Origin of the sequence: Streptomyces capitiformicae (genome assembly GCF_002214185.1) — a bacterium.
GTDB classification, from domain to species: Bacteria; Actinomycetota; Actinomycetes; order Streptomycetales; family Streptomycetaceae; genus Streptomyces; species Streptomyces capitiformicae.
This window is the reverse complement of the sequence record NZ_CP022161.1, coordinates 6,448,064-6,470,258: the sequence shown is the minus strand read 5'-3', so window position 1 is coordinate 6,470,258 and position 22,195 is coordinate 6,448,064. Positions and strand designations below refer to the sequence as shown.

Below are 22,195 nucleotides of genomic sequence, written 5' to 3'. Positions count from 1 at the left end.
GCCGACGTTCATTGGCCCGGCGTGAGGACGTACGTGTTGAGGTTGCCGACGGTCGTGAGCGGGGTGGGGGAACCCAGGTCGTAGCGGTCGACGGCGAGGTAGTTGGGCTTCTTGCGGGCGGCGGGGGTGCAGAAGTTCTGGGTGCGGTTGAGGAGCTTGCCGTTGTCGGTCCCGGCGGTCCCGCTGATCGTGTAGTCGCGGAAGTGGTTCATCACGAACAGCGGATGGAAGGCGGTCGAGTCCGTGGTCAGCGGCCGGCTCGTGCCCCAGCGGCTGTAGCAGGACCAGTCGGAGCCGCCGATCCCGCCGCCCATGGACCAGTAGTTCTCGACGGTCCACTCCCGCTGGTACATCACACCGAAGGTGTCGCGCGTGGCGTAACCGCTGGACACGTCACTCGCGCGCGTACGGTCGCTGAAGATCAGCAGTTGCTTGCCCCGGTCGGCGAGGTCCGCCATCGTCGGCCAGCCGCCGGTCGCCACGCCCTCCTGGTCCGGCCGGTACAGCACGTCGGACAGGCCACTGACCGAGGTCAGGGACGACCTCAGCACGTCGGAGGCGGTGTAGTCCTCCAGGAAGACCGTGGCGAACTCGCCCGGACGGGCCTTGAGGAAGTCGACGATGCGTTGCAGATCCGTGGCGAGCGGTACCGGACTGCTGACCCCGTCACAGCTGTTGTGACACAGCACGGCCTGCCCCGACACGGTGTACGTGTCCAGCATGAACCCGCGTACGCCGTCGGTGAGTTGCTGACCGACGCCGCGCGACTGGTTGGGGAAGAGGCTGACGGGGAACGAGGCGAAGTTTCCGTCGACCCCGTTGGCGTAGGCGTTGTGCGAGGTGAGGAACGTGACCTGGTCGAGGGTGCGGGTGTCGGCGGACGGCATCGCCGTCGTGGTGTGGGTGACCGGCGTGAGATGCCAGCGGGCGAGAGCGCCGCTCGCCCCGATCTGCACGGCCGACGAGTCGGAGGACGTCCCCGTGAGGTACTGCGAGGTCCCGGGCACGCTCACCGTGTAGGTGCTGTTCGCCGCGGCGGTGATCGTCCACGTCGTGCCGTCCGCACCGCAGCTCGCCGTCACCGCCGACGTGCCGCTCCGCCCGAGACAGACCCCGGACTCGTCGGCGTTCCGCAACTGGTGGCCGCCGCTCACGGCGACCGGCGTCCATTGCTGGTGGTCCTCGTTGCCTCTGGGGTTGTGCGCGACGACCGTGCCCTCGCTGTCGGCAGCGTTGAGACCCGTGACGGTGTTCTGCAGATAGACCGAGTACGTGGGGACCGCCGCGGCGGCGGGGCCCGAGAACAGGACGGGCACGCTCAGGGCCAGCGCGGCGACTGTGTACAGGGCACGGGGGCGGGAACGGGGGTGGGTCAGGTTCACGGGGGATTTCCTCCACGCCGATGCGTCGGGGTTGGGGTCGGGCTCCATGTCAGAGGCATGACACACCGGCGGCCGGGTCGTGCGCCAGCCCCGGCACATGAAGACATGGTGAGTCCGAACTCGCCCTCGGTGTACGGGAGATGGCGAATGTTCCGCTTGCATATTCAAGCAAGTTTTGGTGATTCTGTGGGGGAGGTCTGTTCGAACTCTGAAGTCATCCCGGAGAGAGACCGCGCGTGAGTGAACCGACAGGCCCTGTCTGCCCCCAGTGCGGTACGTCCCGGGCGGCGGACGGCACTCCGGCCTGTTCCTGCGGCCGACGCGCGTCCGACGCCCACCGCGAGAGCCGTACGGTGGAGGCGGCGGCCGCGGAGGACTTCGATCCGGTGCGCATACGCCCGTTCGTCAAGGTCGGTGACGAGACGGAGGCGATCGAGGACACGGAGGCGATCGAGGACACGGAGGTGGTCGAGGACACGGAGGTGGTCGAGGACACGGAGCGCGTGGACGCGGACGACGGCGTACCCACCGCCGTGTTGGAACCAGCCCCCGGCGCGCCTTCCCTTCCCGACGCGCACCCTCCAACCGCCACCGACCCGGACCGTCAGCGGCGGCGACGCCGCGCCATGCTCGCCACCGGGGCCGGAGCCGCCGCCCTCCTGGTGACCGGACTAATCGTCGGCGGCCTCTTCTCGTACGAGACGCCCTCGCGGGACGGCTCCGTGTCCGACGATGTGCGGGCGGACCTGCCGGAGGCGGCGCCCGAGAACGACGCGGCTGCAGTTTCCCCGTCCCGTACGGCTCCCACGCCGCGGCCGTCCGAGACCCCCTCCGCCTCGCCGTCCGCGACCCCGTCCGGGAGTCCGGTGACCCCGACCGGCTCGGCCGACCCGACCAGCCCTCCGTCCAACGGCGGCACGACCGCCACGGCGGCCCCCGCGCCGACGGGGTCGGAGGAGGAGAGCAGCCCCGTACTCCGCTTCGGCGACAGCGGGCCGGAGGTCACCGAACTCCAGCTCCGGCTGCGGCAGGTCGGGCTCTACAACGGAGACATCGACGGAGAGTACGACCGCACGGTCGAGAACGCGGTCCGCGGCTACCAGCTGACCCGCGTCCTTCTCGACGACGAGTCCGGCGTGTACGGCCCCACGACCCGAGCCGCCCTCGAATCCGAGACCTCGGAGCCCTGAGACGAGTCAGTGGCTGATCCGTACCTCTCCACACGGATGTAGAGTCCTGTGGTTCGGTGATCACAAGTGCCGGACGAGCAGGGGGAGTCGACCGGCCGGTGCGGCCGAGGCGGGGGAAGGCCGGTGAGCGGTACGGGAAAGCGACGCGCGGGTGCCGGAGGCGGGGCGACGCGGAAGGGCCGGACGCTGGGATGGGTCGCGGGAAGCTGCGCGCTGCTCGTCCTGGGGGTCGCGGGTGTCGGTGCCTGGGTGTACAAGGACCTGGACAACAACATCACCGGCGCCGACGTCGACAACAAGCTCGGCGGGGACCGTCCGGTCAATCTCAGCCCGGGCTCCAAGAACATCATGGTCGTCGGCTCGGACAGCCGTGACGGGGCGAACGCGAAGTACGGCACCGATCTGACCACCATGCAGTCGGACACGCTGATGGTGCTGCACGTCCCGGCGAACCGGGAATGGGCGACCGTGGTGTCGTTCCCGCGTGACTCCTGGGTCGAGATAGCGGCGTGCGACAAGGGCGACGGCAGCACGTCCAGCCCGCACCTCGCGAAGATCAATGAGGCGTTCGCGATCGGTGGTGCGAGCGGTGAGGTCGCCGGCGCGGCGGCCTGCTCGATCAGGACGGTCGAGGCCAACACCGGTCTGCGCATCGACAGCTTCATGTCGGTGGACTTCCAGGGCTTCAAGGGGATGGTCGACGCACTGGACGGCATCGAGGTCTGCCCCGAGCAGGCCATCAAGGACAAGAAGGCCCTCCTCGACATGAAGGCGGGCTGTCAGACCGTCGGCGGCGAGACGGCGCTCGGCTACGTACGGACCCGCTACGCCGTGGGCGACGGCTCCGACATCGGACGCATCGGACGTCAGCAGGAGTTCATGGAGGCCCTGGCCGCCAAGGCCAAGTCCAAGCTGACCAGCCCCACGTCGCTCTACGACTTCCTGCAGTCGGCCACCAAGTCCCTCACCACGGACGAGGACCTCGCCGGCATCGACCCGCTCTACGACCTCGCCTCCGAGCTCAAGGGCATCCCGAGCGACCGGCTGACCTTCCTGACCGTCCCCAACTACCCCCGCGAGGCCGACGTCCCCACCGACAAGGCCAACATCGTCTGGCAGTACCCGCAGGCGGCCGACCTGTTCACCTCCCTCGCCAAGGACAAGGAGGTCAACAAGGAGCAACTGCAGGCGCAGGCCAAGAAGGATCTGGTCTACGCTTCCAATGTGCGCGTCCAGGTCCTCAACGGCACCGGAGTCACGGGGCGTGCCGCGGCGGTCGCCGACCGGCTGCGCGAGGCCGGCTTCACCGTCGTCGGCACGGGCAACGCGCCGGAGACCACCGGCGAAACGACCGTGACCCACCCCTCGGATCTGGCCAAGCATGCGAAGGTCCTCGCCTCGCGGCTGCCCGACACCGAAGCCACCCAGGCCGCGGACGCCCCCGCGGGCGTCGTGACCCTGGTCGTCGGAACGGACCTCGACATCGACGACCTGCCCTGACCCCCCACCCTCGTCGGCACGTCGAGGGTGGGCGGTCAGGTCGGGGGGCGTCGCTCAGGCGAGCGGCTTGCCCTCCCGATGGCGGCGCAGACCCTCCGGGCCCTCCACGACAGCCGCCGTGAGTTCCTCGACACTCGTGTCCTCGCGGCGTACGTCGAGGATCTTGCGGAACGAGCGGGCCGGCTCCGGTGGAGAGGCCGGCCTGAAGACCTGGTCCGCCGCCACGCCCAGTGACCCGAGGGTCGGCCACGCAGGCCGAGTGCCGCGACGACGGTGCCGATGACGGTGAGGACGCCGGTGACCGGTACGGCGGTGTGGATGGTTCATGAACGCGGTGTGACTGCCTTCGACCACCGCCGCCTTGAGGTGTGCCGTCACGCCGTCGAAGACGGGGGCGACGCCCATCGCGACCGTGCCCGGTGCGGCGCGGGCATGCCCGTTCCCCGGCGCGTCCGACCAGGACGTCGGCCCCTCGGACTCCCAGACGCTGGGGCTTGAAGTTTCAAGCAATCCACGTGAGACTCTCGTTTGACGCTTCAAACGTCTCGCTTTGTTGCTCCCTCAGATCCCTCTGGAGTTGGCCATGTCTGTTGCCTCCGCGGCAGTCCCCGTCCGCCGTGGTCCGCTCGTTGTCGCGGGAGGGGTGCTCGCCGCGATCGTGGTGTCCTCACTGGCGAACGTGGTACTCGCCGTCCTCGCGCTGGCCCTGGGCGCGCCCGACGACTTCCAGCCGCTGATGCCCGGCTCGTACGTCTTCCTGACGGCGGTCGGCGTGATCGCGGGCGCCATCGGCTGGGTCGTGGTGCGCAAGGTGTCCAAGGACCCCGAGAAGCTCGTGCGTTGGCTGGTGCCGACCGTCGTCGTGGTCTCCTTCGTCCCCGACTTCCTGCTCTTCGGCGCCGGCGGGGTCGTCGGCGTCATGGCGTTGCTCCTGATGCACGTGGCGGTCGCGGCGGCCGCCGTGTTCGCCTACCGCAAGGTCATGCCGCTGTCGTAGGCCGGAATCCGAAACGGCGGGCGGGGAGGGACCTGCGAATGAGGTCCCTCCCCATGTTCGACCTCAAGTACCGCGGCGCTCGCTTCTCCCTCGGCTACGGCGCCTGCCCCGACCTGGAGGACCGCGCCAAGATCGCGGAGCTGCTGGAGCCCGAGCGGATCGGCGTACAGCTCTCGGAAGAGTTCCAGCTCCACCCCGAGCAGTCCACGGACGCCATCGTGATCCACCACCCCGAAGCCAAGTACTTCAACGCCCGCTAGGCCGGTCACTCAACGCGCGCGGGGCCGGGGCCGGTGAGAACCCCGGGTTCCCCCGTGCTCGTACGGCAAACAAAAGCGCTTCTCCCGACGGAGCCGTACACTGGTCGGTCCACCGCAGGCCGGTTCCCCACCCGGGAACCGGCCTGCTCGCCCCACAAGGAGGTGCGCCGGATGACCACGACGATCCCCGCGCTCGGAACCCGTACGGCCGAAGGCTCCGCCCTTCAGGCCGTGCTCCTCGACATGGACGGCACTCTGGTGGACACCGAGGGCTTCTGGTGGGACGTGGAGGTCGAGATCTTCGCCGGCCTCGGCTACACCCTCGACGAGACCTGGCGCCATGTCGTGGTCGGCGGCCCCATGAGCCGCAGCGCGGGTTTCCTGATCGAGGCCACCGGCGCCGACATCACTCTCGCCGAGCTGTCCGTACTGCTCAACGACGGCTTCGAGGCCCGCATCGGCCGCACCCTGCCGTTGATGCCGGGCGCGGCCAGACTCCTCGTCGAACTTGCCGCGCACGGCATCCCCACCGCTCTGGTCTCCGCCTCGCACCGGCGCATCATCGACCGCGTCCTGGCTTCCCTCGGCCCCCAGCACTTCGCGCTGACGGTCGCCGGCGACGAGGTGGAGCGGACCAAGCCGCACCCCGACCCGTACCTCCTGGCGGCCGCCGGGCTGGGCGCGGACCCGGCCAGATGCGCGGTCATCGAGGACACCGCGACCGGTGTCGCGGCCGCCGAGGCCGCGGGCTGCCATGTGGTCGCCGTCCCGTCCGTGGCCCCCATCACCCCCGCCGCCCGGCGCACCGTGGTGACCTCGCTGGAAGAGGTCGATCTGCCATTCCTGCGCGGCCTGATGGCGGCCACGGTCAATTGAAAGCGCAAGAAATTCCAAGATCACCGACAGGCCTCGGCCGGGGAAATTCAGCCGACGGGGAATGACTGAATTCCCGCGCCCGGGAAGCCCTTTCCAGCTGTGACGTTTACCACTCGAAAGGTGCTCCGAGGCCCCCTTCAGGCGCGCCGAATCCCCGCATTCACGGGTGTTCGGCGCGCCCTTGTGTCCCGATTGGTGAAGGGTGCACCCAAACATTCCATGGGTACTACACCATTTCCGTTCACGCCCGGTTCCACAGCGTGAGGGGAACCCAACTCCCTTGCGCGCGGGCCACTTAGATCAACCGAGCTAATCTCGACGCGAGAACATCGCCGTACGCCCCGTGACGCGCTCGCCCCACCCCGCCTGCACCCGTCTCGGAACACAGCTCAGGAGTAACACGAGCATGAACCGCAAGTCCCTGGTGCTGCCGGCCGTGATCGGTCTGCTCGCCCCGGTCCTCGCCGCCTGCGGCGCGACCGACAGTGAGGGCGGCGGCGGCGACGCCATCGTCGTCGGCACCACCGACCGGTTCACCGCCTCGACGGACTCCCCGGCCCCCATCGACCCGGCCTACGCCTACGACGTCGGCACCTGGAACATCCTCCGCCAGACCGTGCAGACGCTCCTGGTCCAGTCCCGCGGCGACGGCGAACCCGAACCCGAGGCCGCCTCCGACTGCCGCTTCACCGACACCGGCAACGAGCGCTACGTCTGTACCCTGCGCAGCGGTCTGAAGTTCGCCGACGGCAGCCCCATCACCGCCGAGGCCGTGAAGTTCTCCATCGACCGCGCCCGCTCCCTCAAGGCCGACAGCGGCGTCTTCGCCCTGCTCTCCACCATCGACCTCGTCGAGACCAAGGGTGCCAAAGAGGTGATCTTCCACCTCAACAGCCCCGACGCGGCCCTCCCTTACAAGCTGACCACGCCGATCGCGGGCATCCTCAACCCGGCCGACTACGACAAGAACAAGCTCCGCGACGGCTTCGAGGTCGACGGCTCCGGCCCGTACACCCTCGACGCCGAGGTCGAGAACAACGAACTGGTCAAGGCCGTCTTCACCAAGAACCCCCACTACAAAGGCCAGTTGGACCCGAAGCACGACCAGGTCGAACTGCGTTCCTTCGCGAGCGCCGACGCCATGGGCGCCGCCCTCGCGGGCGGTGACATCGACCTGATGATCCGTGGCATGACGCCGGAACAGATCACCAAGTTCTCCCAGGCCGACGACAGCGACATCGACCTGATCGAGTCCGCCGGCCTGGAGATCCGCTACCTCGCCTTCAACACCGAGGCCTCCCCGGTGAAGAGCACCGCCGTGCGCCGGGCCATGGCCCAGGTCATCGACCGCGGCGAACTGGTCTCCAAGGTGTACGACTCCCAGGCCGAGCCGCTCTTCTCCCTGGTCCCCGCCGGCATCATCGGCCACACCGACTCGTTCCTCGACAAGTACGGCGACCCGAGCGCCCCCAAAGCGAAGTCGACCCTGGAGAAGGCCGGCATCACCACCCCGGTGAAACTCACCCTGCACTACACGACCGACCACTACGGATCGGCCACGAAGACGGAGTTCGAGCTGCTGAAGAAGCAGCTCAACGACAGCGGCCTCTTCGACGTCGACATCAAGGGCACGCCCTGGTCGACGTTCCGCCCCGCCGAAAAGGAAGGCGAGTACGCCGTCTACGGCATGGGCTGGTTCCCGGACTTCCCGGACGCCGACAACTATCTCGCGCCCTTCCTCGACAAGGACAACTTCCTCGGCTCGCCGTACGCCAACAGCGAGATCCGCAGCGAGCTGATCCCCGCCTCCCGCCGCCAGGCCGACCGCCTCACCGCCTCCGAGAGCCTCACCCGCATCCAGGACATCGTCGCCGCCGACGTACCGATTCTGCCCCTGTGGCAGGGCAAGCAGTACGTCGCCACCCGCGACGACATCACCGGCGCCGAATACGCCCTCAACTCCGCCTCGACGCTCCAACTGTGGGAACTCGGCCGCGGCATGGGCAACTGACCGACCTCACCCCCTACGCGCCGGCCCTCGGGGGAGCCCGGCGCGCAGTAAGACACCACCCGACGACACCAAGGCACTCATACGTGAACATGCGCACCCAGTGGCCCGTCCTCACCATCGCGACAGGGCTGGCCGCCGGTCTGCTGACCGCTTGCGGCTCCGAGACCGGGGGCACCGGCGGCTCCGGCTCCAACGTGGTGATGGGGATGTCCGACGACGTCCTCGCCACCGACCCCGCCTCCGGCTACGACCCCGGATCCTGGCTGCTCTTCAACAACGTCTTCCAGTCCCTGCTGAGCTTCCCCAACGGAGCCACCGAGCCCGAGCCGGACCTCGCCGAGGAGTGCGACTTCACGGGCACCGGGACCACGGTCTACGAATGCACCCTGAAGGACGGCCTGAAGTTCAGCAACGGTGAAGCCCTCACCGCGAAGGACGTCAAGTTCTCCTTCGACCGCATGCTGAAGATCAACGACCCCGAGGGGCCCGCGATCATGTTCCCCATGCTCGACAACGTCGAGACCCCGGACGACAAGACCGTCCGCTTCAACCTCAAGTACGCCGACGCCACCTTCCCCAGCAAGATTGCCTCCGGCGCCGGCTCCATCGTCGACGAGAGCACCTACGACGCCGACGGTCTCCGCGAGGACGGCGAGGCCATCGGCTCCGGCCCGTACAAGCTGGAGTCCTTCAGCGAGGACGAGGCCGTCTTCACGGTCAACGAGAACTACAAGGGCACCGCCGACGTCGAGAACCAGGGCGTCACCCTCAAGCTCTTCCACGGCGACCAGGACGCCCTCAAGAAGGCCCTCCTGGAGGGCGAGGTCGACGTCACCTACCGAGGCCTCAGCGCCTCGGACATCTCCGACATCGAGACCGAAACCTCCACCGCCAGCGGCGTCGACATCGTCGACGGCACCGGCGCCGAGGTACAGCACCTGGTCTTCAACATGGACGACCCGGTCACCGGCAAGCTCGGCGTCCGCCAGGCCATCGCCTACCTCCTTGACCGCGAGGCCCTCGTCGGCGAGGTCTACCAGGACACTGCGACACCGCTGTACTCGATCATCCCGGCCGGCATCACCGGCCACAACACCGCCTTCTTCGACACCTACGGCGCCCGCCCCTCCGAGGACAAGGCCGAGGCGGCCCTGCGCGCCGACGGCATCACCGGCAAGGTGAAGCTGACCCTCTGGTCCACGCCGTCGCGCTACGGCCCCTCCACCGACCAGGAGTTGAAGGCCATCGCGGAGCAGCTCAACGACAGCGGCCTGTTCGACGCGACCATGAAGTCCGTCCCGTTCGACCAGTACGAGAAGGACATCGCCGACGGCAAGTACGGCGTGTACGTCAAGGGCTGGATCCCCGACTACCCGGACCCCGACAACTTCACCGGCCCCTTCTTCGGCAAGGGCAACGTCCTGGGCAACAACTACACCAACAAGACCATCACCGGTGACCTCCTCCCCAAGACCGCCGCCCTGCGCGAGCGCTCGTCCACGGAGAAGGAATACGCCCAACTGCAGAACATCGTCGCCGAGGACGTCCCCCTCATCCCCATCTGGCAGGCCAAGCAGTACGCCGTCGTCCGCGACAACGTCTACGGCCTCGAGTACTGCCTGGACGCGTCGACCGTGTTCCGCTTCTGGGAGATCAGCAAGGACTAACCCCCCCCCGAACGACACCCCCCGAACGACAACCCCCGTACGGCCCCGTACGACACCGAGGGCGCCCCCTTCACCCGAAGAGGGCGCCCTCGGCGCACAATTGCGATGCCGGGCTCGACCGCTCTACTGCGCGCCGGGACGCACCAGCCCGCTCTCGTACGCGTACACCGCCGCCTGCACCCGGTCACGCAGCCCCAACTTGGTGAGCACATGCCCCACATGCGTCTTGACCGTGGTCTCGCTGACAAACAGATCCGCGGCGATCTCCGCGTTCGAAAGGCCCCGCGCCACCAGCTTCAGCACCTCGACCTCACGGTCGGTCAGCGTGTGCAACGTGTCCGGCACCGGCTCGTCGCCCGACGGCAGATGCTCCGCGTACTTGTCCAGCAGCCGACGCGTGATGCTCGGCGCCAGCATCGCCTCACCCGCCGCGACCACCCGGATCGCCTGCACCAACTCGTTCGCCGGAGCGTCCTTCAACAGGAACCCACTGGCCCCCGCCCGCAACGCCTCCACCACGTACTCGTCCAGGTCGAAGGTCGTCAGCACCAGCACCTTCGCCGGACCGTCCCGCCCCGGCCCGGTGATCTGCCGCGTCGCCTCCACCCCGTCCATCCGCGGCATACGGATGTCCATCAGAACCACATCAGGCTGCAGCGCTCGCACCTGGTCGAGCGCCTGGAGACCGTCACCGGCCTCCCCGACGACAGCGATGTCCTGCTCCGCCTCCAGAATCATCCGAAAGCCCGTACGCAGCAGGGGCTGGTCGTCAACCAGTAGGACGCGGATGGCCACGAAAGTCTCCTTCGGCTAGTCCGGGCCCATTCTGCCTTGCGGCCCACCCACCGACTCGCTCGACCTCACCTGGAGCGGGTACGGCGGGGGAGTGCCACCGAATTCCGGACACACCGCCTGGTGATCGCACCAACCGCACAGCTTGGTCGGCCGCGGCCGCCAGTCACCCGTCTCGGTCGCCAGCCGGATCGCCTCCCACAGCGCCAGCAGCTTGCGCTCCACCCGCTCCAGATCCGCGATCACCGGGTCGTACGTCAGCACATCCCCGCTGCCCAGATAGACCAGCTGGAGACGGCGCGGCACCACCTGCTTCAACCGCCACACCACCAGGGCGTAGAACTTCATCTGGAACAGCGCGCCCTCGGCGTACTCGGGTCGCGGCGCCTTGCCCGTCTTGTAGTCGACGATCCGCACCTCACCGGTGGACGCCACATCCACCCGGTCGATGATCCCGCGCAGCCTGAGCCCCGACTCCAGCTCCGCCTCCACGAACAACTCGCGCTCGGCGGGCTCCAACCGCGTCGGATCCTCCAGCGTGAACCAGCGCTCCACCAACCGCTCCGCCTCGCCCAGCCAACGGGCCAGCCGCTCACCCTCCGGGTCGTCCGCGAACAGCTCCACGACCTCCGGCCTCGTCTCCCGCAACCGGTCCCACTGCCCCGGCACCAACGCCTTCGCCCGCGGCGCCGTCCGCTCGGCCGCCGGCGCGTCGAAGAGCCGCTCCAGCACCGCGTGCACCAGCGTGCCGCGCGTCGCCGCCTCACTCGGCTTCTCCGGCAGCCGGTCGATCACCCGGAACCGGTAGAGCAACGGGCACTGCATGAAGTCACTGGCGCGCGAGGGCGACAGCGAGGCCGGCGGCGCGGCGGCCCGCACGCCACCACGAACGCCCTCGCCACCCGTCCCACCCGTGCCGCCGCCGGTGCCCTCGCCGCTGTTTTCCATGAGCACAGACCATACGGCCCACCACTGACAGTGACAGCCACGGGTCCCGCCCGACCGACGCTCCGCGCACCGCCTCCCGACACCGGTGTGCCTCCTGCGACCTCAGGGAAAGCTGAGAGGGTGCCGAGGCGGACCGCACCGCGACGACCGCATAGCATCGACCACAGACCCTTCCGCCCGGCCACAGGCGCGGAAGACGCTTCGAACGAGGGGACATCGTGGAGACGAGCGGCGGGAGCGGGCAGCCGCGGTCCGGCAGTGACGAGGCGACGGAACGCGCGGACCGCCACGCGACCGACACACCGGCAGAGGAAAGGCCCCCCGCCGGGCCCCGCCCTGCGAACAACGACCCCGCCGCCGACCCCGAGCCCCACGGCGACTCCGCCCCGACGAACCCCGGGGACCCTGAAGCCGCCCAGCAGCCCCCACAGGACACGGAGACCGCGAAGACCCCGCAGCAGTCCCAGGCCCTGGCGCAGTCCCCGGACCCGGCCGACCTGAAGAAGGCGCCGACCGACGAGCCGGAGACCACGACCACCACCGCGCGCCTCCACGCCCACTCGGACGCCCCCAAGCCGCCCGAGCGCCCCAAGGAACCCGGCGGCGGCATCCTGATGGGTCGCCTCTTCGGCGTACCCGTCTACGTCGCCCCCAGCTGGTTCCTCGTCGCCGCCCTCATCACCTGGGTCTTCGGCGGCCAACTCGACCGCGTCCTGCCCGAACTCGGCGGCGCCCGCTACCTGGTCTCCCTTTTCTTCGCGGTCGCCTTCTACGCCTCCGTACTCGTCCACGAACTCGCCCACACCGTCGCCGCCCTCCGCTTCAAACTGCCGGTACGGCGCATCCAGCTCCAGTTCTTCGGCGGAGTCTCCGAGATCGAGAAGGAATCCGAGACCCCCGGCCGCGAATTCATACTGGCCTTCGTCGGCCCCCTGCTCTCCCTGGTCCTCGCAGGCGCCTTCTACCTCGCCCTGCAGACCGTCGAGCCGGGCACCGTCCCCGGCGTCCTACTGGCCGGCCTGATGATCTCCAACCTCATCGTCGCCGCCTTCAACCTGCTGCCCGGCCTCCCCCTCGACGGCGGCCGCATGCTCCGCGCCGTCGTCTGGAAGCTCACCGGCAAGCCGATGAGCGGCACCATCGCCGCCGCCTGGGCCGGCCGCGCCCTCGCCGTCTCCGTCCTCATCGGCCTGCCCCTGTTCACCCAGTCCGGCGCCCTCGGCTCCGCCGCTGAGGACAGCGTCGGCATGGACACCGTCATGGACGCCCTGCTGGCCGCCATCCTCGCCGCGATCATCTGGACCGGCGCCGGCAACAGCCTCCGCATGGCCCGCCTGCGCGAACACCTCCCCGAACTCCAGGCCCGCGCCCTCACCCGCCGCGCGGTCCCCGTCGAGACCGACACCCCCCTCTCCGAGGCCCTGCGCCGCGCCAACGAAGCCGGCGCCCGCGCCCTCGTCGTGGTCGACCCCGACGGCGAACCCCTCTCCCTCGTCCGCGAGGCCGCCATCGTCGGCGTCCCCGAACACCGCCGACCCTGGGTCCCCGTCAGCGGCCTCGCCCAGGACCTCACCGACGGCATGCGAGTCTCCGCGGAACTGGCGGGGGAGGACCTCTTGGACGCCCTCCGTGCGGCCCCGGCGACGGAGTACCTGGTGGTCGAGGAGTCCGGAGAGATCTACGGAGTCCTGTCAGCAGCGGACGTGGAACGAGCCTTCGTAAAGGCCATGGCCCGCCCCAACTGAGCGAGGCCTTTGAGGACACCGGTGCGGTACCGCGCCCTGAAGGGGCGCGAGGCCGTATCGATGTGCGGCTCCGCCGCGATGGGGGTCCCCCCGCTCATGGGGGTCCCTCCCGCTCGAGCGAAGTCGAGAGTGGGGGAGAAGCCGAGAGTGGGGGGAGCGACCAGCCACGACGGACCTGCAGTGCCGCCACGGGCCCGAGCTCACCCAGTGGTCGGCAGCCCCGCCAAACGCCGGTAGGCTGAGTCACATGTCCGAACCGACCGGTGCCGCCCGCCGTCGCGGGCCCTTCAAGGTCGGGGACCAGGTACAGCTGACCGACCCCAAGGGACGCCACTACACGTTCACGCTCGAAGCCGGGAAGAACTTCCACACCCACAAGGGTTCCTTCCCGCACGACGAGCTGATCGGCGCACCCGAGGGCAGTGTTGTCCGCACCACGGGGAACGTCGCCTACCTGGCGCTGCGCCCCCTGCTCCCCGACTACGTCCTGTCCATGCCCCGCGGCGCCGCCGTGGTCTACCCCAAGGACGCGGGGCAGATCCTCGCCTTCGCCGACATCTTCCCCGGCGCCCGCGTCGTCGAGGCCGGCGTCGGCTCCGGCTCGCTCAGCAGCTTCCTGCTGCGCGCCATCGGCGACCAGGGCATGCTGCACAGCTACGAGCGCCGCGAGGACTTCGCCGAGATCGCGAAGCAGAACGTGGAGCGCTACTTCGGCGGCCCGCACCCCGCCTGGCAGCTCACCGTCGGCGACCTCCAGGACAACCTGTCCGACACCGACGTCGACCGCGTCATCCTCGACATGCTCGCCCCCTGGGAATGCCTGGAGGCCGTCTCCAAGGCCCTCGTCCCCGGCGGCATCCTCTGCTGCTACGTCGCCACCACCACCCAGCTCGCCCGGACCGTCGAGTCCATCCGCGAGATCGGCTGCTTCAACGAGCCGACCGCCTGGGAGACGATGATCCGCAACTGGCACATCGAGGGCCTCGCCGTCCGCCCCGACCACCGCATGATCGGCCACACCGGCTTCCTGCTCACCGCCCGCCGCCTCGCCGACGGCGTCGAGCCGCCCATGCGCCGCCGCCGCCCCGCCAAGGGCGCCTACGGCGAGGACTACGCCGGCCCCAACGCCGACGGCGGCACCGCCCGCTGAACCGGAACGCATGACCCCGCGCCCCTTGCTTTCAAGGGGCGCGGGCTTCAAGGGACCCGGGGCTCTGCCGATATGCGGCTCCGCCCCGTGTCACTCACGCACCCAGCCGCGTACAACGCGCCACTGACACCCCCGACTTCCCGGCAGCGCCAGAGAACCCGCCCACGCCGCTTCCGTGTTGACACGCCACCGGAAAGCCACGGGAACCACACACCCCGCCGTTCCAACCCACAGTGACGTATGGCACCATGCGGGTCACCCCAACCGCACAGCCCTCTCAGGAGACGCTCCTAGTGCAGCAATCCGCGGTCCCGGAACTGGCACACGCGCACACCCGCCCGATCCACTGGCTCGCCACGGCCACCGCCCTCGCCGGAGTCATGGCCCTGTCGTCGGCCCTGCAACCCGACGCGGCGAGAGCTGCCCAGTCCGGCCCGGAGTCGAGGCCGGCCCCAGCCGCGGTCGCGGCCCCCGATCCCACCGAGGTGGACCTGCCCCTCGAATGCGGACCCGTCGACATCGTCATCAAGAAGAAGGCCTCCGGAGACCTCGACGGAGACGGCCGCCCCGAAACCGTCGCCGTCGCCCACTGCGACTCCAGCATGGGCACACCACCCGACGGCGTGTACGTCCTCACCCGCTCCACCGACGCCGCGAAACCCCGAGTCGTAGCCACCCTCGTCGCACCCAAGGACCGCAAGACCGTCTCGGACTTCGCCGTCCGTGACGCGGCCGTCACCGCGACCCTGCACGGCTACTCCTCGGCCGACGTACCCAATTGCTGCCCGGACGTCACCGACGACGCCAAGTGGCAGTGGAAGAACGGGGCGTTCGTCCGCTCGGCACCCGCAGGCACCCAAAGCGTGTGACACCACCCACGCCCGGACAGACGGGATGTGATCACCCGGCAAACCCGGTGTGAGAAAGCAGACACAACACCACGCGGAGTGCCCGCAGGGTCACTCCGCGTCAGGCCCGAAGACCTCGACCCTGTCCGAAACCCGACGCACATGGATGCACTCGCCCGGACACTCCTTCGCGGAGTCCACCACATCCGTGAGAAGCGTCAGCGGAACGGGCGTTGTGGCCCCCTGGGCCTGCAACAACTCGTCGTCCGCGCCCTTCACATAGGCCAGCCCATCGATGTCCAACTCGAACACCTCGGGCGCGTACTGGGCGCAGATGCCGTCACCGGTGCACAGGTCCTGGTCGATCCAGACCTCGAGCGCCTCGCCCGCGGCTCCGGCCTCCTGCTGCACGGTCATCTCTCCTGCCATTTCTCTCGTCGAGCCGATCGGGAACCATGCAGGCTCTGACGGGTGTTGAACACTTCGACCCTACCTGGGTCCGCTTCCCAACCATGTTCGGTGGGTATTCCCCTGGCGTGAGGGAGAGCGCAAGGGTGAAGATCGGACACACCCCCACCGTCTTTGTGATCTAGGGGTTTCAATCGACACCCACCCAGGTAGGGTCTGGAAGCGTCCAGCTCCCCTTGGAGGAGGTGAGGACCGTGGCAGCCCACGACGACGACATGAACCGCGGCATCCGCCCGGGACGAGGGTCCGACGACCCGGCCGGGCAGATTGCCTACCTTGAGCAGGAGATCGCCGTCCTGCGACGCAAGCTCGCCGACTCTCCGCGACACACGAGGATTCTCGAAGAGCGGATCGTCGAGCTGCAGACCAACCTGGCCGGCGTGTCCGCACAGAACGAGCGGCTCGCCAACACCCTCCGTGAGGCCCGCGACCAGATCGTGGCCCTCAAGGAAGAAGTCGACCGGCTCGCACAGCCGCCGGCCGGCTTCGGTGTCTTCCTCACGGCGAACGAGGACGGCACGGCCGACATCTTCACCGGAGGACGCAAACTCCGCGTGAACGTCAGCCCGAGCGTCGACCTGGACGAGCTCCGGCGCGGCCAGGAAGTGATGCTCAACGAAGCGCTCAACGTGGTCGAGGCCATGCAATTCGAGCGGGTCGGGGACATCGTCACCCTCAAGGAGATCCTCGAGGACGGCGAGCGCGCCCTCGTGCTCGGGCACACCGACGAGGAACGGGTGGTACGGCTCGCCGAGCCGCTGCTGGACGTCACCATCCGCCCCGGCGACGCCCTCCTGCTCGAACCCCGCTCCGGCTACGTCTACGAGGTCGTCCCCAAGAGCGAGGTCGAAGAACTCGTCCTCGAAGAGGTCCCGGACATCGGCTACGAGCAGATCGGCGGCCTCGGCAACCAGATCGAGATGATCCGCGACGCGGTCGAGCTCCCCTACCTCTACCCGGACCTGTTCAAGGAGCACGAACTGCGCCCGCCCAAGGGCGTCCTCCTCTACGGACCCCCCGGATGCGGCAAGACACTCATCGCCAAGGCCGTGGCCAACTCACTGGCCAAAAAAGTCGCCGAAGTCACCGGCCAGGCCCAGGGCAAGAGCTTCTTCCTCAACATCAAGGGCCCCGAGCTCCTCAACAAGTACGTCGGCGAGACCGAGCGCCAGATCCGCCTCGTCTTCCAGCGCGCAAGGGAGAAGGCCAGCGAGGGCACCCCCGTCATCGTCTTCTTCGACGAGATGGAATCCCTCTTCCGCACCCGCGGCTCCGGCGTCAGCTCGGACGTGGAGAACACCATCGTCCCCCAGCTCCTCGCCGAGATCGACGGCGTGGAAGGCCTGCAGAACGTCGTGGTCATCGGCGCCTCCAACCGCGAGGACATGATCGACCCCGCGATCCTGCGCCCCGGCCGCCTCGACGTGAAGATCAAGATCGAGCGCCCGGACGCCGAAGCGGCCAAGGACATCTTCCAGAAGTACCTCACCGAGCGCCTCCCGCTCCACGCGGACGACCTCGGCGAACACGGCGGCAGCAAGGCCACCACCGTCCAGAGCATGATCCAGACGGCAGTGGAACACATGTACGCCGAATCCGAGGAGAACCGCTTCCTGGAAGTCACCTACGCCAACGGAGACAAGGAAGTCCTCTACTTCAAGGACTTCAACTCCGGCGCCATGATCGAAAACATCGTCGGCCGCGCCAAGAAAATGGCGATCAAGGACTTCCTCGACAAGAACCAGAAGGGCCTCCGCGTCTCCCACCTCCTCCAGGCATGCGTGGACGAGTTCAAGGAGAATGAGGACCTGCCCAACACCACCAACCCGGACGACTGGGCCCGAATCTCCGGAAAGAAGGGCGAACGGATCGTTTACATCCGTACCCTGATCACTGGAAAGCAGGGCGCCGACACCGGACGCTCCATCGACACGGTGGCGAACACCGGACAGTACCTGTAACAAAGCAGGGCGGCTGCGGGTGCCCTCAGCGGGTACCCGCAGCCGACTGTTTTCTCAGGCGAACGCTCGATCAATGACGCAAATGATCTCCCCACCAGCGCAGAGCCGTTCTAGGCTCTTTCGTACCGCCGAGTCGCGCAGTGCGGGGACGGGCACCGCACACGCACCGGAGCGCCAGCGGTACTTGAGCAGCGTCCCCGACCGAGGACGCCGCCGGGCAAGGAGGGCCGCATGACCGTACGGCGAGTAATGGGCATCGAGACGGAGTACGGGATCTCCGTCCCCGGCCACCCCAATGCCAATGCCATGCTCACCTCGTCCCAGATCGTCAACGCCTACGCCGCGGCGATGCACCGGGCCCGCCGGGCCCGCTGGGACTTCGAGGAAGAGAACCCGCTACGGGACGCGCGAGGCTTCGACCTCGCCCGCGAGGCCGCCGACTCCAGCCAGCTCACCGACGAGGACATCGGCCTCGCCAACGTCATCCTCACCAACGGCGCACGCCTCTACGTCGACCACGCACACCCCGAATACAGCGCCCCCGAGGTCACCAATCCCCTGGACGCCGTCCTCTGGGACAAGGCCGGCGAACGCATCATGGCCGAAGCCGCCGAACGCGCCGCCCAGCTCCCCGGCGCCCAGCCGATCCACCTCTACAAGAACAACACCGACAACAAGGGCGCCTCCTACGGCACACACGAGAACTACCTGATGAAGCGGGAAACCGCTTTCTCGGACATCGTGCGCCACCTCACCCCCTTCTTCGTCTCCCGCCAGGTCTTCGCCGGCGCCGGCCGCGTCGGCATCGGCCAGGACGGCCACGAACACGGCTTCCAGCTCAGCCAGCGCGCGGACTATTTCGAGGTCGAAGTGGGCCTCGAAACGACCCTGAAGCGCCCCATCATCAACACCCGCGACGAGCCGCACGCCGATGCGGAGAAATACCGCCGCCTCCACGTGATCATCGGCGACGCGAACCTGTCCGAGATCTCGACGTATCTGAAGCTGGGTACGACAGCCCTGGTGCTGTCGATGATCGAGGACGGCTTCATCGCGGTGGACCTGGCGGTCGACCAGCCGGTCCGCACGCTGCACCAGGTCTCCCACGACCCGTCCCTGCAACGCCTCGTCACCCTCCGCAGCGGCCGCACCCTGACCGCCGTACAGCTCCAGATGGAGTACTACGAGCTGTCACGCAAGTACGTGGAGGAGCGGTTCGGAGCGGACGCCGACGAGCAGACCAAGGACGTCCTCACCAGGTGGGAAGACACCTTGAACCGCCTGGAGAACGATCCGATGAGCCTCTCCGGGGAGCTCGACTGGGTCGCCAAGCGGGAGCTGATGGAGGGCTACCGGCGCCGTGACAGCCTCGACTGGGACGCCGCCCGCCTCCACCTCGTCGACCTCCAGTACGCCGACGTACGCGCCGAGAAGGGCCTCTACAACCGTCTGGTGGCCCGCGGCAAGATGAAGCGGCTCCTCGACGAGACAGACGTCGACCGGGCCCGTACGAAGCCACCGGAGGACACCCGCGCCTACTTCCGCGGGCGCTGCCTGGAGCAGTACGCCGACGACGTCGCGGCCGCCTCCTGGGACTCCGTGATCTTCGACCTCCCGGGCCGGGACTCGCTCCAACGCGTCCCAACCCTCGAACCGCTACGCGGAACGCGAAATCACGTCAAGGAGCTCCTGGATCGCTGCCGCACGGCAGAAGACCTGGTCAGGGTTCTCTCCGGCAACTGAACCGGGCTTCAATCGTGATCAGCCGGGCAGGGTGGAAACAGCGGCGTCCGGGAATCATCGAGGTGGTCCCCGGACGTTGTGGATATCAGGAAACAACGGGGCCAATGTCAGACCCGGCTTGTAGGGTCTGATCATCACCGATCGGCAGGAATGCCGACCTGTCGACCATGTCGGGCAACAGAGCGGGGTGAGGGTTATGGCGACCAAGGACACCGGCGGCGGCCAGCAGAAGGCCACCCGTTCCACTGAAGAGGTCGAGGAGGCGCCCGAGGCGCAGGCCTCGGAGGACCTCAAGGAGCGGCAGGAGAAGCTGAGCGACGACGTGGACTCGGTTCTTGACGAAATTGACGATGTCCTCGAGGAGAACGCAGAGGATTTCGTCCGTAGTTTCGTTCAAAAAGGTGGCGAGTAGCCTTCGAATCGAAGGTTACGGGGGTGCTGGGGTTGTCAAGCGAAGAAGGTATGAAGCGCTGCGTGCGGTGCGGTGAGTACAAGTCGCGCGCAGCCTTCGACCGCAAGCGGTCAAACCTTGATGGCTTGCAGCGGCATTGCCGGGGCTGCGCTACTCGTTATCACTGCCGGGCGGCGGAACCCCCGGTTCTTGGCCCTGAGGACTACGTGTCCGTCGGGCACAAACGCTGCCGGGGTTGCGGAGAAGTGAAGCCGCACAGCGAGTGGCATCGGAAAGGTGATGGCCTGTCTAGCCGCTGCAAGGCTTGCCGAGCGGCCCTGGCGCCTGCACAGCACCTGTGGCGCAAGTACGGCCTCACCGAAGTCGAACGAGACGAGCTGATTGCATCTCAAGGCGGGGTCTGTTGTATCTGCCTGTCTGCCCCCGCAACGCATGTGGATCACTGCCACAAGACGGGTAGGGTCCGTGGCGTACTGTGCTTCAACTGCAATTCCGGCCTCGGCCTGTTGAGGGATGACCCCGCAGCGATGAACCGAGCTGCCGACTACCTGGAAGGAAACGCGTGGAAGCCAACACTCGTAGCACCGGGCGTCTACCAGCTGCCTTCCTGACGCCTGGGTCGTCGTCCTTCATGGACTTTCTGTCGGAGCACCAGCCGGAGCTGCTCCCCGGCAAGAGGCAGCTGCCGCCGACGCAGGGCGTGATCGAGGCCCCGCACGGGACGACGATCGTGGCTGTCACGTTCCCCGGTGGTGTCGTGCTCGCCGGTGACCGGCGGGCCACGATGGGGAACATGATCGCGCAGCGGGACATCGAGAAGGTGTTCCCGGCGGATGAGTACTCGGCTGTCGGGATCGCCGGTACGGCTGGTCTGGCCGTGGAGATGGTGAAGCTGTTCCAGCTGGAGCTGGAGCACTTCGAGAAGGTGGAGGGCGCTCAGCTCTCGCTGGAGGGTAAGGCCAACCGTCTGTCGACCATGATTCGTTCCAACCTCGGCATGGCCATGCAGGGCCTGGCTGTGGTCCCGCTGTTCGCCGGCTACGACGTGGATCGTGAGAAGGGGCGCATCTTCTCGTACGACGTGACAGGTGGCCGTTCCGAGGAGACCGGCTTCGCGGCCACGGGCTCCGGTTCGATCTTCGCGCGCGGTGCGATGAAGAAGCTCTTCCGTGCCGACCTTTCCGAGGGTGATGCCACGACCCTGGTGATCCAGGCTCTCTACGACGCGGCAGACGACGACTCGGCGACCGGTGGTCCCGATGTCGCCCGCCGGATCTACCCCATCGTCACGGTGATCACCGAGGACGGCTTCCGTCGGCTCACCGATGAGGAGTCGTCCGAGATCGCCCGCTCGATCCTGGAGCGGCGTCTGGAGCAGCCCGACGGTCCGCGGGCCGCGCTGCTCTAGCCGATCCAGTCGGCGGCCCTCTTATCAAGGTGATCAAGTGACTTCGACAGAAAGGGACGGATAACCGGTGTCGACGCCGTTCTATGTATCTCCCCAGCAGGCGATGGCCGACCGGGCGGAGTACGCCCGCAAGGGCATCGCTCGTGGCCGCAGCCTGGTCGTGCTGCAGTACGCCGATGGCATCGTGTTCGTCGGTGAGAACCCGTCCCGTGCGTTGCACAAGTTCAGCGAGATCTATGACCGGATCGCTTTTGCGGCCGCCGGTAAGTACAACGAGTACGAGAATCTGCGGATCGGTGGTGTCCGGTACGCGGATCTTCGTGGTTACACCTATGACCGTGATGACGTGACCGCCCGGGGTCTGGCCAACGTCTACGCCCAGACCCTGGGCACGATCTTCTCCTCGGCGGCTGAGAAGCCGTACGAGGTGGAGTTGGTCGTGGCCGAGGTCGGGGAGACCCCCGAGGGCGATCAGATCTATCGTTTGCCCCACGACGGTTCGATCGTGGACGAGCACGGTTCGGTCGCGGTCGGTGGTAATGCGGAGCAGATCAGCAGCTATCTGGATCAGCGTCACCAGGACGGTATGTCCCTGGCCGAGGCCCTGAAGCTCGCCGTCCAAGCCCTCTCGCGGGACACCAACGGCACGCAGCGGGAGATCCCCGCCGAGCGTCTCGAGGTCGCCGTCCTCGATCGCACCCGCCCGCAGCAGCGCAAGTTCAAGCGCATCGTCGGCCGTCAGCTCGCCCGGCTGCTGGAGGCGGACGGTGCCGCCACGGAGGCCGAGAGCTCCGAGGAGGAGTAGCCCCGCCGTCTGTGAAACCCCGCCCGTAGTGC

Annotated in this window: 20 protein-coding genes and 1 pseudogene; 16 read left to right on the top strand and 5 right to left on the bottom strand. The window is 68.1% G+C overall.

All coding sequences use genetic code 11. From position 1 onward, the window contains the following. Window positions 1–8 precede the first annotated feature (8 nt). On the bottom strand, window positions 9–1,382 hold the full coding sequence (locus tag CES90_RS28800) for an RICIN domain-containing protein (RefSeq protein ID WP_229913880.1): 1,374 nt from the start codon (window positions 1,380–1,382) through the stop codon (window positions 9–11). 236 nt (window positions 1,383–1,618) lie between these two features. Here CES90_RS28800 and CES90_RS28795 point away from each other — a divergent pair, with 236 nt between their 5' ends. Together CES90_RS28795 and CES90_RS28790 are read left to right on the top strand one after the other, a co-directional pair. Beyond that, window positions 1,619–2,572: a peptidoglycan-binding domain-containing protein gene (locus CES90_RS28795; protein ID WP_189783528.1), complete on the top strand. Its 954-nt coding sequence runs from the start codon at window positions 1,619–1,621 to the stop codon at window positions 2,570–2,572. A gap of 123 nt (window positions 2,573–2,695) precedes the next feature. Further along, complete coding sequence (locus CES90_RS28790; protein WP_189783529.1) at window positions 2,696–4,072, top strand: LCP family protein; 1,377 nt, start codon at window positions 2,696–2,698, stop codon at window positions 4,070–4,072. Window positions 4,073–4,126: 54 nt separating this feature from the next. Here CES90_RS28790 and CES90_RS51660 read toward each other — a convergent pair whose 3' ends face one another. Then, window positions 4,127–4,582: a hypothetical protein gene (locus CES90_RS51660; protein ID WP_308437860.1), complete on the bottom strand. Its 456-nt coding sequence runs from the start codon at window positions 4,580–4,582 to the stop codon at window positions 4,127–4,129. Between the two features lie 73 nt (window positions 4,583–4,655). Between CES90_RS51660 and CES90_RS28780 the strand changes: the two genes are divergently transcribed. The 5 genes and pseudogenes from CES90_RS28780 to CES90_RS28760 all read left to right on the top strand — a co-directional run bounded on the left by CES90_RS28780 (window position 4,656) and on the right by CES90_RS28760 (window position 9,883). After that, entirely contained in the window at window positions 4,656–5,069 is a 414-nt protein-coding gene (locus CES90_RS28780) for a DUF6069 family protein (protein ID WP_189783530.1), read from the top strand. 53 nt (window positions 5,070–5,122) lie between these two features. Continuing rightward, window positions 5,123–5,329 (top strand): annotated as a pseudogene (locus CES90_RS28775) (vitamin B12 dependent-methionine synthase activation domain-containing protein); the annotation flags it as partial. 171 nt (window positions 5,330–5,500) lie between these two features. Next, complete coding sequence (locus tag CES90_RS28770; RefSeq protein WP_189785869.1) at window positions 5,501–6,205, top strand: HAD family hydrolase; 705 nt, start codon at window positions 5,501–5,503, stop codon at window positions 6,203–6,205. A gap of 406 nt (window positions 6,206–6,611) precedes the next feature. Next, complete coding sequence (locus tag CES90_RS28765) at window positions 6,612–8,216, top strand: ABC transporter substrate-binding protein (protein WP_189785870.1); 1,605 nt, start codon at window positions 6,612–6,614, stop codon at window positions 8,214–8,216. Between the two features lie 83 nt (window positions 8,217–8,299). Next, on the top strand, window positions 8,300–9,883 hold the full coding sequence (locus CES90_RS28760) for an ABC transporter substrate-binding protein (RefSeq protein WP_189785871.1): 1,584 nt from the start codon (window positions 8,300–8,302) through the stop codon (window positions 9,881–9,883). Window positions 9,884–10,006: 123 nt separating this feature from the next. On the opposite strand, the gene CES90_RS28755 is transcribed toward CES90_RS28760, so the two are convergent. Both CES90_RS28755 and CES90_RS28750 read right to left on the bottom strand, forming a co-directional pair. After that, entirely contained in the window at window positions 10,007–10,678 is a 672-nt protein-coding gene (locus CES90_RS28755) for a response regulator (RefSeq protein ID WP_149823249.1), read from the bottom strand. Between the two features lie 15 nt (window positions 10,679–10,693). Beyond that, on the bottom strand, window positions 10,694–11,623 hold the full coding sequence (locus CES90_RS28750) for a RecB family exonuclease (protein ID WP_373313518.1): 930 nt from the start codon (window positions 11,621–11,623) through the stop codon (window positions 10,694–10,696). 218 nt (window positions 11,624–11,841) lie between these two features. Between CES90_RS28750 and CES90_RS28745 the strand changes: the two genes are divergently transcribed. From CES90_RS28745 to CES90_RS28735, 3 genes are all read left to right on the top strand, one after another. Then, window positions 11,842–13,368 carry a site-2 protease family protein gene (locus CES90_RS28745; RefSeq protein WP_189785872.1) on the top strand — a complete coding sequence of 509 codons (1,527 nt, stop codon included), beginning with the start codon at window positions 11,842–11,844 and terminating at the stop codon, window positions 13,366–13,368. A gap of 247 nt (window positions 13,369–13,615) precedes the next feature. Then, on the top strand, window positions 13,616–14,518 hold the full coding sequence (locus CES90_RS28740; RefSeq protein ID WP_189785873.1) for a tRNA (adenine-N1)-methyltransferase: 903 nt from the start codon (window positions 13,616–13,618) through the stop codon (window positions 14,516–14,518). 293 nt (window positions 14,519–14,811) lie between these two features. Continuing rightward, entirely contained in the window at window positions 14,812–15,387 is a 576-nt protein-coding gene (locus tag CES90_RS28735) for a hypothetical protein (RefSeq protein ID WP_189785874.1), read from the top strand. Window positions 15,388–15,477: 90 nt separating this feature from the next. Here CES90_RS28735 and CES90_RS28730 read toward each other — a convergent pair whose 3' ends face one another. Further along, window positions 15,478–15,783: a ferredoxin gene (locus CES90_RS28730; RefSeq protein ID WP_189785875.1), complete on the bottom strand. Its 306-nt coding sequence runs from the start codon at window positions 15,781–15,783 to the stop codon at window positions 15,478–15,480. Between the two features lie 245 nt (window positions 15,784–16,028). Between CES90_RS28730 and arc the strand changes: the two genes are divergently transcribed. From arc to prcA, 6 genes are all read left to right on the top strand, one after another. Beyond that, a complete protein-coding gene (arc, locus tag CES90_RS28725) occupies window positions 16,029–17,795 on the top strand; it encodes a proteasome ATPase (protein ID WP_189785876.1) in 1,767 nt (588 codons plus the stop codon). A 231-nt stretch (window positions 17,796–18,026) separates the two neighbouring features. Then, complete coding sequence (dop, locus tag CES90_RS28720) at window positions 18,027–19,538, top strand: depupylase/deamidase Dop (protein ID WP_373313519.1); 1,512 nt, start codon at window positions 18,027–18,029, stop codon at window positions 19,536–19,538. Between the two features lie 196 nt (window positions 19,539–19,734). Beyond that, window positions 19,735–19,950, top strand: a complete 216-nt coding sequence (locus tag CES90_RS28715; protein ID WP_123544333.1) for a ubiquitin-like protein Pup — start codon at window positions 19,735–19,737, stop codon at window positions 19,948–19,950. 50 nt (window positions 19,951–20,000) lie between these two features. Beyond that, window positions 20,001–20,561, top strand: coding sequence for an endonuclease VII domain-containing protein (locus tag CES90_RS28710; protein WP_189785877.1), 561 nt, complete (start codon window positions 20,001–20,003; stop codon window positions 20,559–20,561). After that, entirely contained in the window at window positions 20,513–21,358 is an 846-nt protein-coding gene (prcB, locus tag CES90_RS28705; RefSeq protein ID WP_189785878.1) for a proteasome subunit beta, read from the top strand. The genes CES90_RS28710 and prcB overlap by 49 nt, the downstream gene beginning before the upstream one ends. 67 nt (window positions 21,359–21,425) lie before the next feature. Next, window positions 21,426–22,163, top strand: coding sequence for a proteasome subunit alpha (prcA, locus tag CES90_RS28700; protein ID WP_189785879.1), 738 nt, complete (start codon window positions 21,426–21,428; stop codon window positions 22,161–22,163). Window positions 22,164–22,195: the final 32 nt, after the last annotated feature.

Excerpts from the sequence above, each read along its gene's own strand:
- CES90_RS28730 (WP_189785875.1), bottom strand. The coding sequence starts at position 15,783 with ATGACCGTGCAGCAGGAGGCCGGAGCCGCGGGCGAGGCGCTCGAGGTC.
- CES90_RS28715 (WP_123544333.1), top strand. The coding sequence starts at position 19,735 with ATGGCGACCAAGGACACCGGCGGCGGCCAGCAGAAGGCCACCCGTTCC.
- CES90_RS28770 (WP_189785869.1), top strand. The coding sequence starts at position 5,501 with ATGACCACGACGATCCCCGCGCTCGGAACCCGTACGGCCGAAGGCTCC.
- CES90_RS28780 (WP_189783530.1), top strand. The coding sequence starts at position 4,656 with ATGTCTGTTGCCTCCGCGGCAGTCCCCGTCCGCCGTGGTCCGCTCGTT.
- CES90_RS28740 (WP_189785873.1), top strand. The coding sequence starts at position 13,616 with ATGTCCGAACCGACCGGTGCCGCCCGCCGTCGCGGGCCCTTCAAGGTC.
- CES90_RS28765 (WP_189785870.1), top strand. The coding sequence starts at position 6,612 with ATGAACCGCAAGTCCCTGGTGCTGCCGGCCGTGATCGGTCTGCTCGCC.
- dop (WP_373313519.1), top strand. The coding sequence starts at position 18,027 with ATGACCGTACGGCGAGTAATGGGCATCGAGACGGAGTACGGGATCTCC.
- CES90_RS28710 (WP_189785877.1), top strand. The coding sequence starts at position 20,001 with ATGAAGCGCTGCGTGCGGTGCGGTGAGTACAAGTCGCGCGCAGCCTTC.
- CES90_RS28750 (WP_373313518.1), bottom strand. The coding sequence starts at position 11,623 with ATGGAAAACAGCGGCGAGGGCACCGGCGGCGGCACGGGTGGGACGGGT.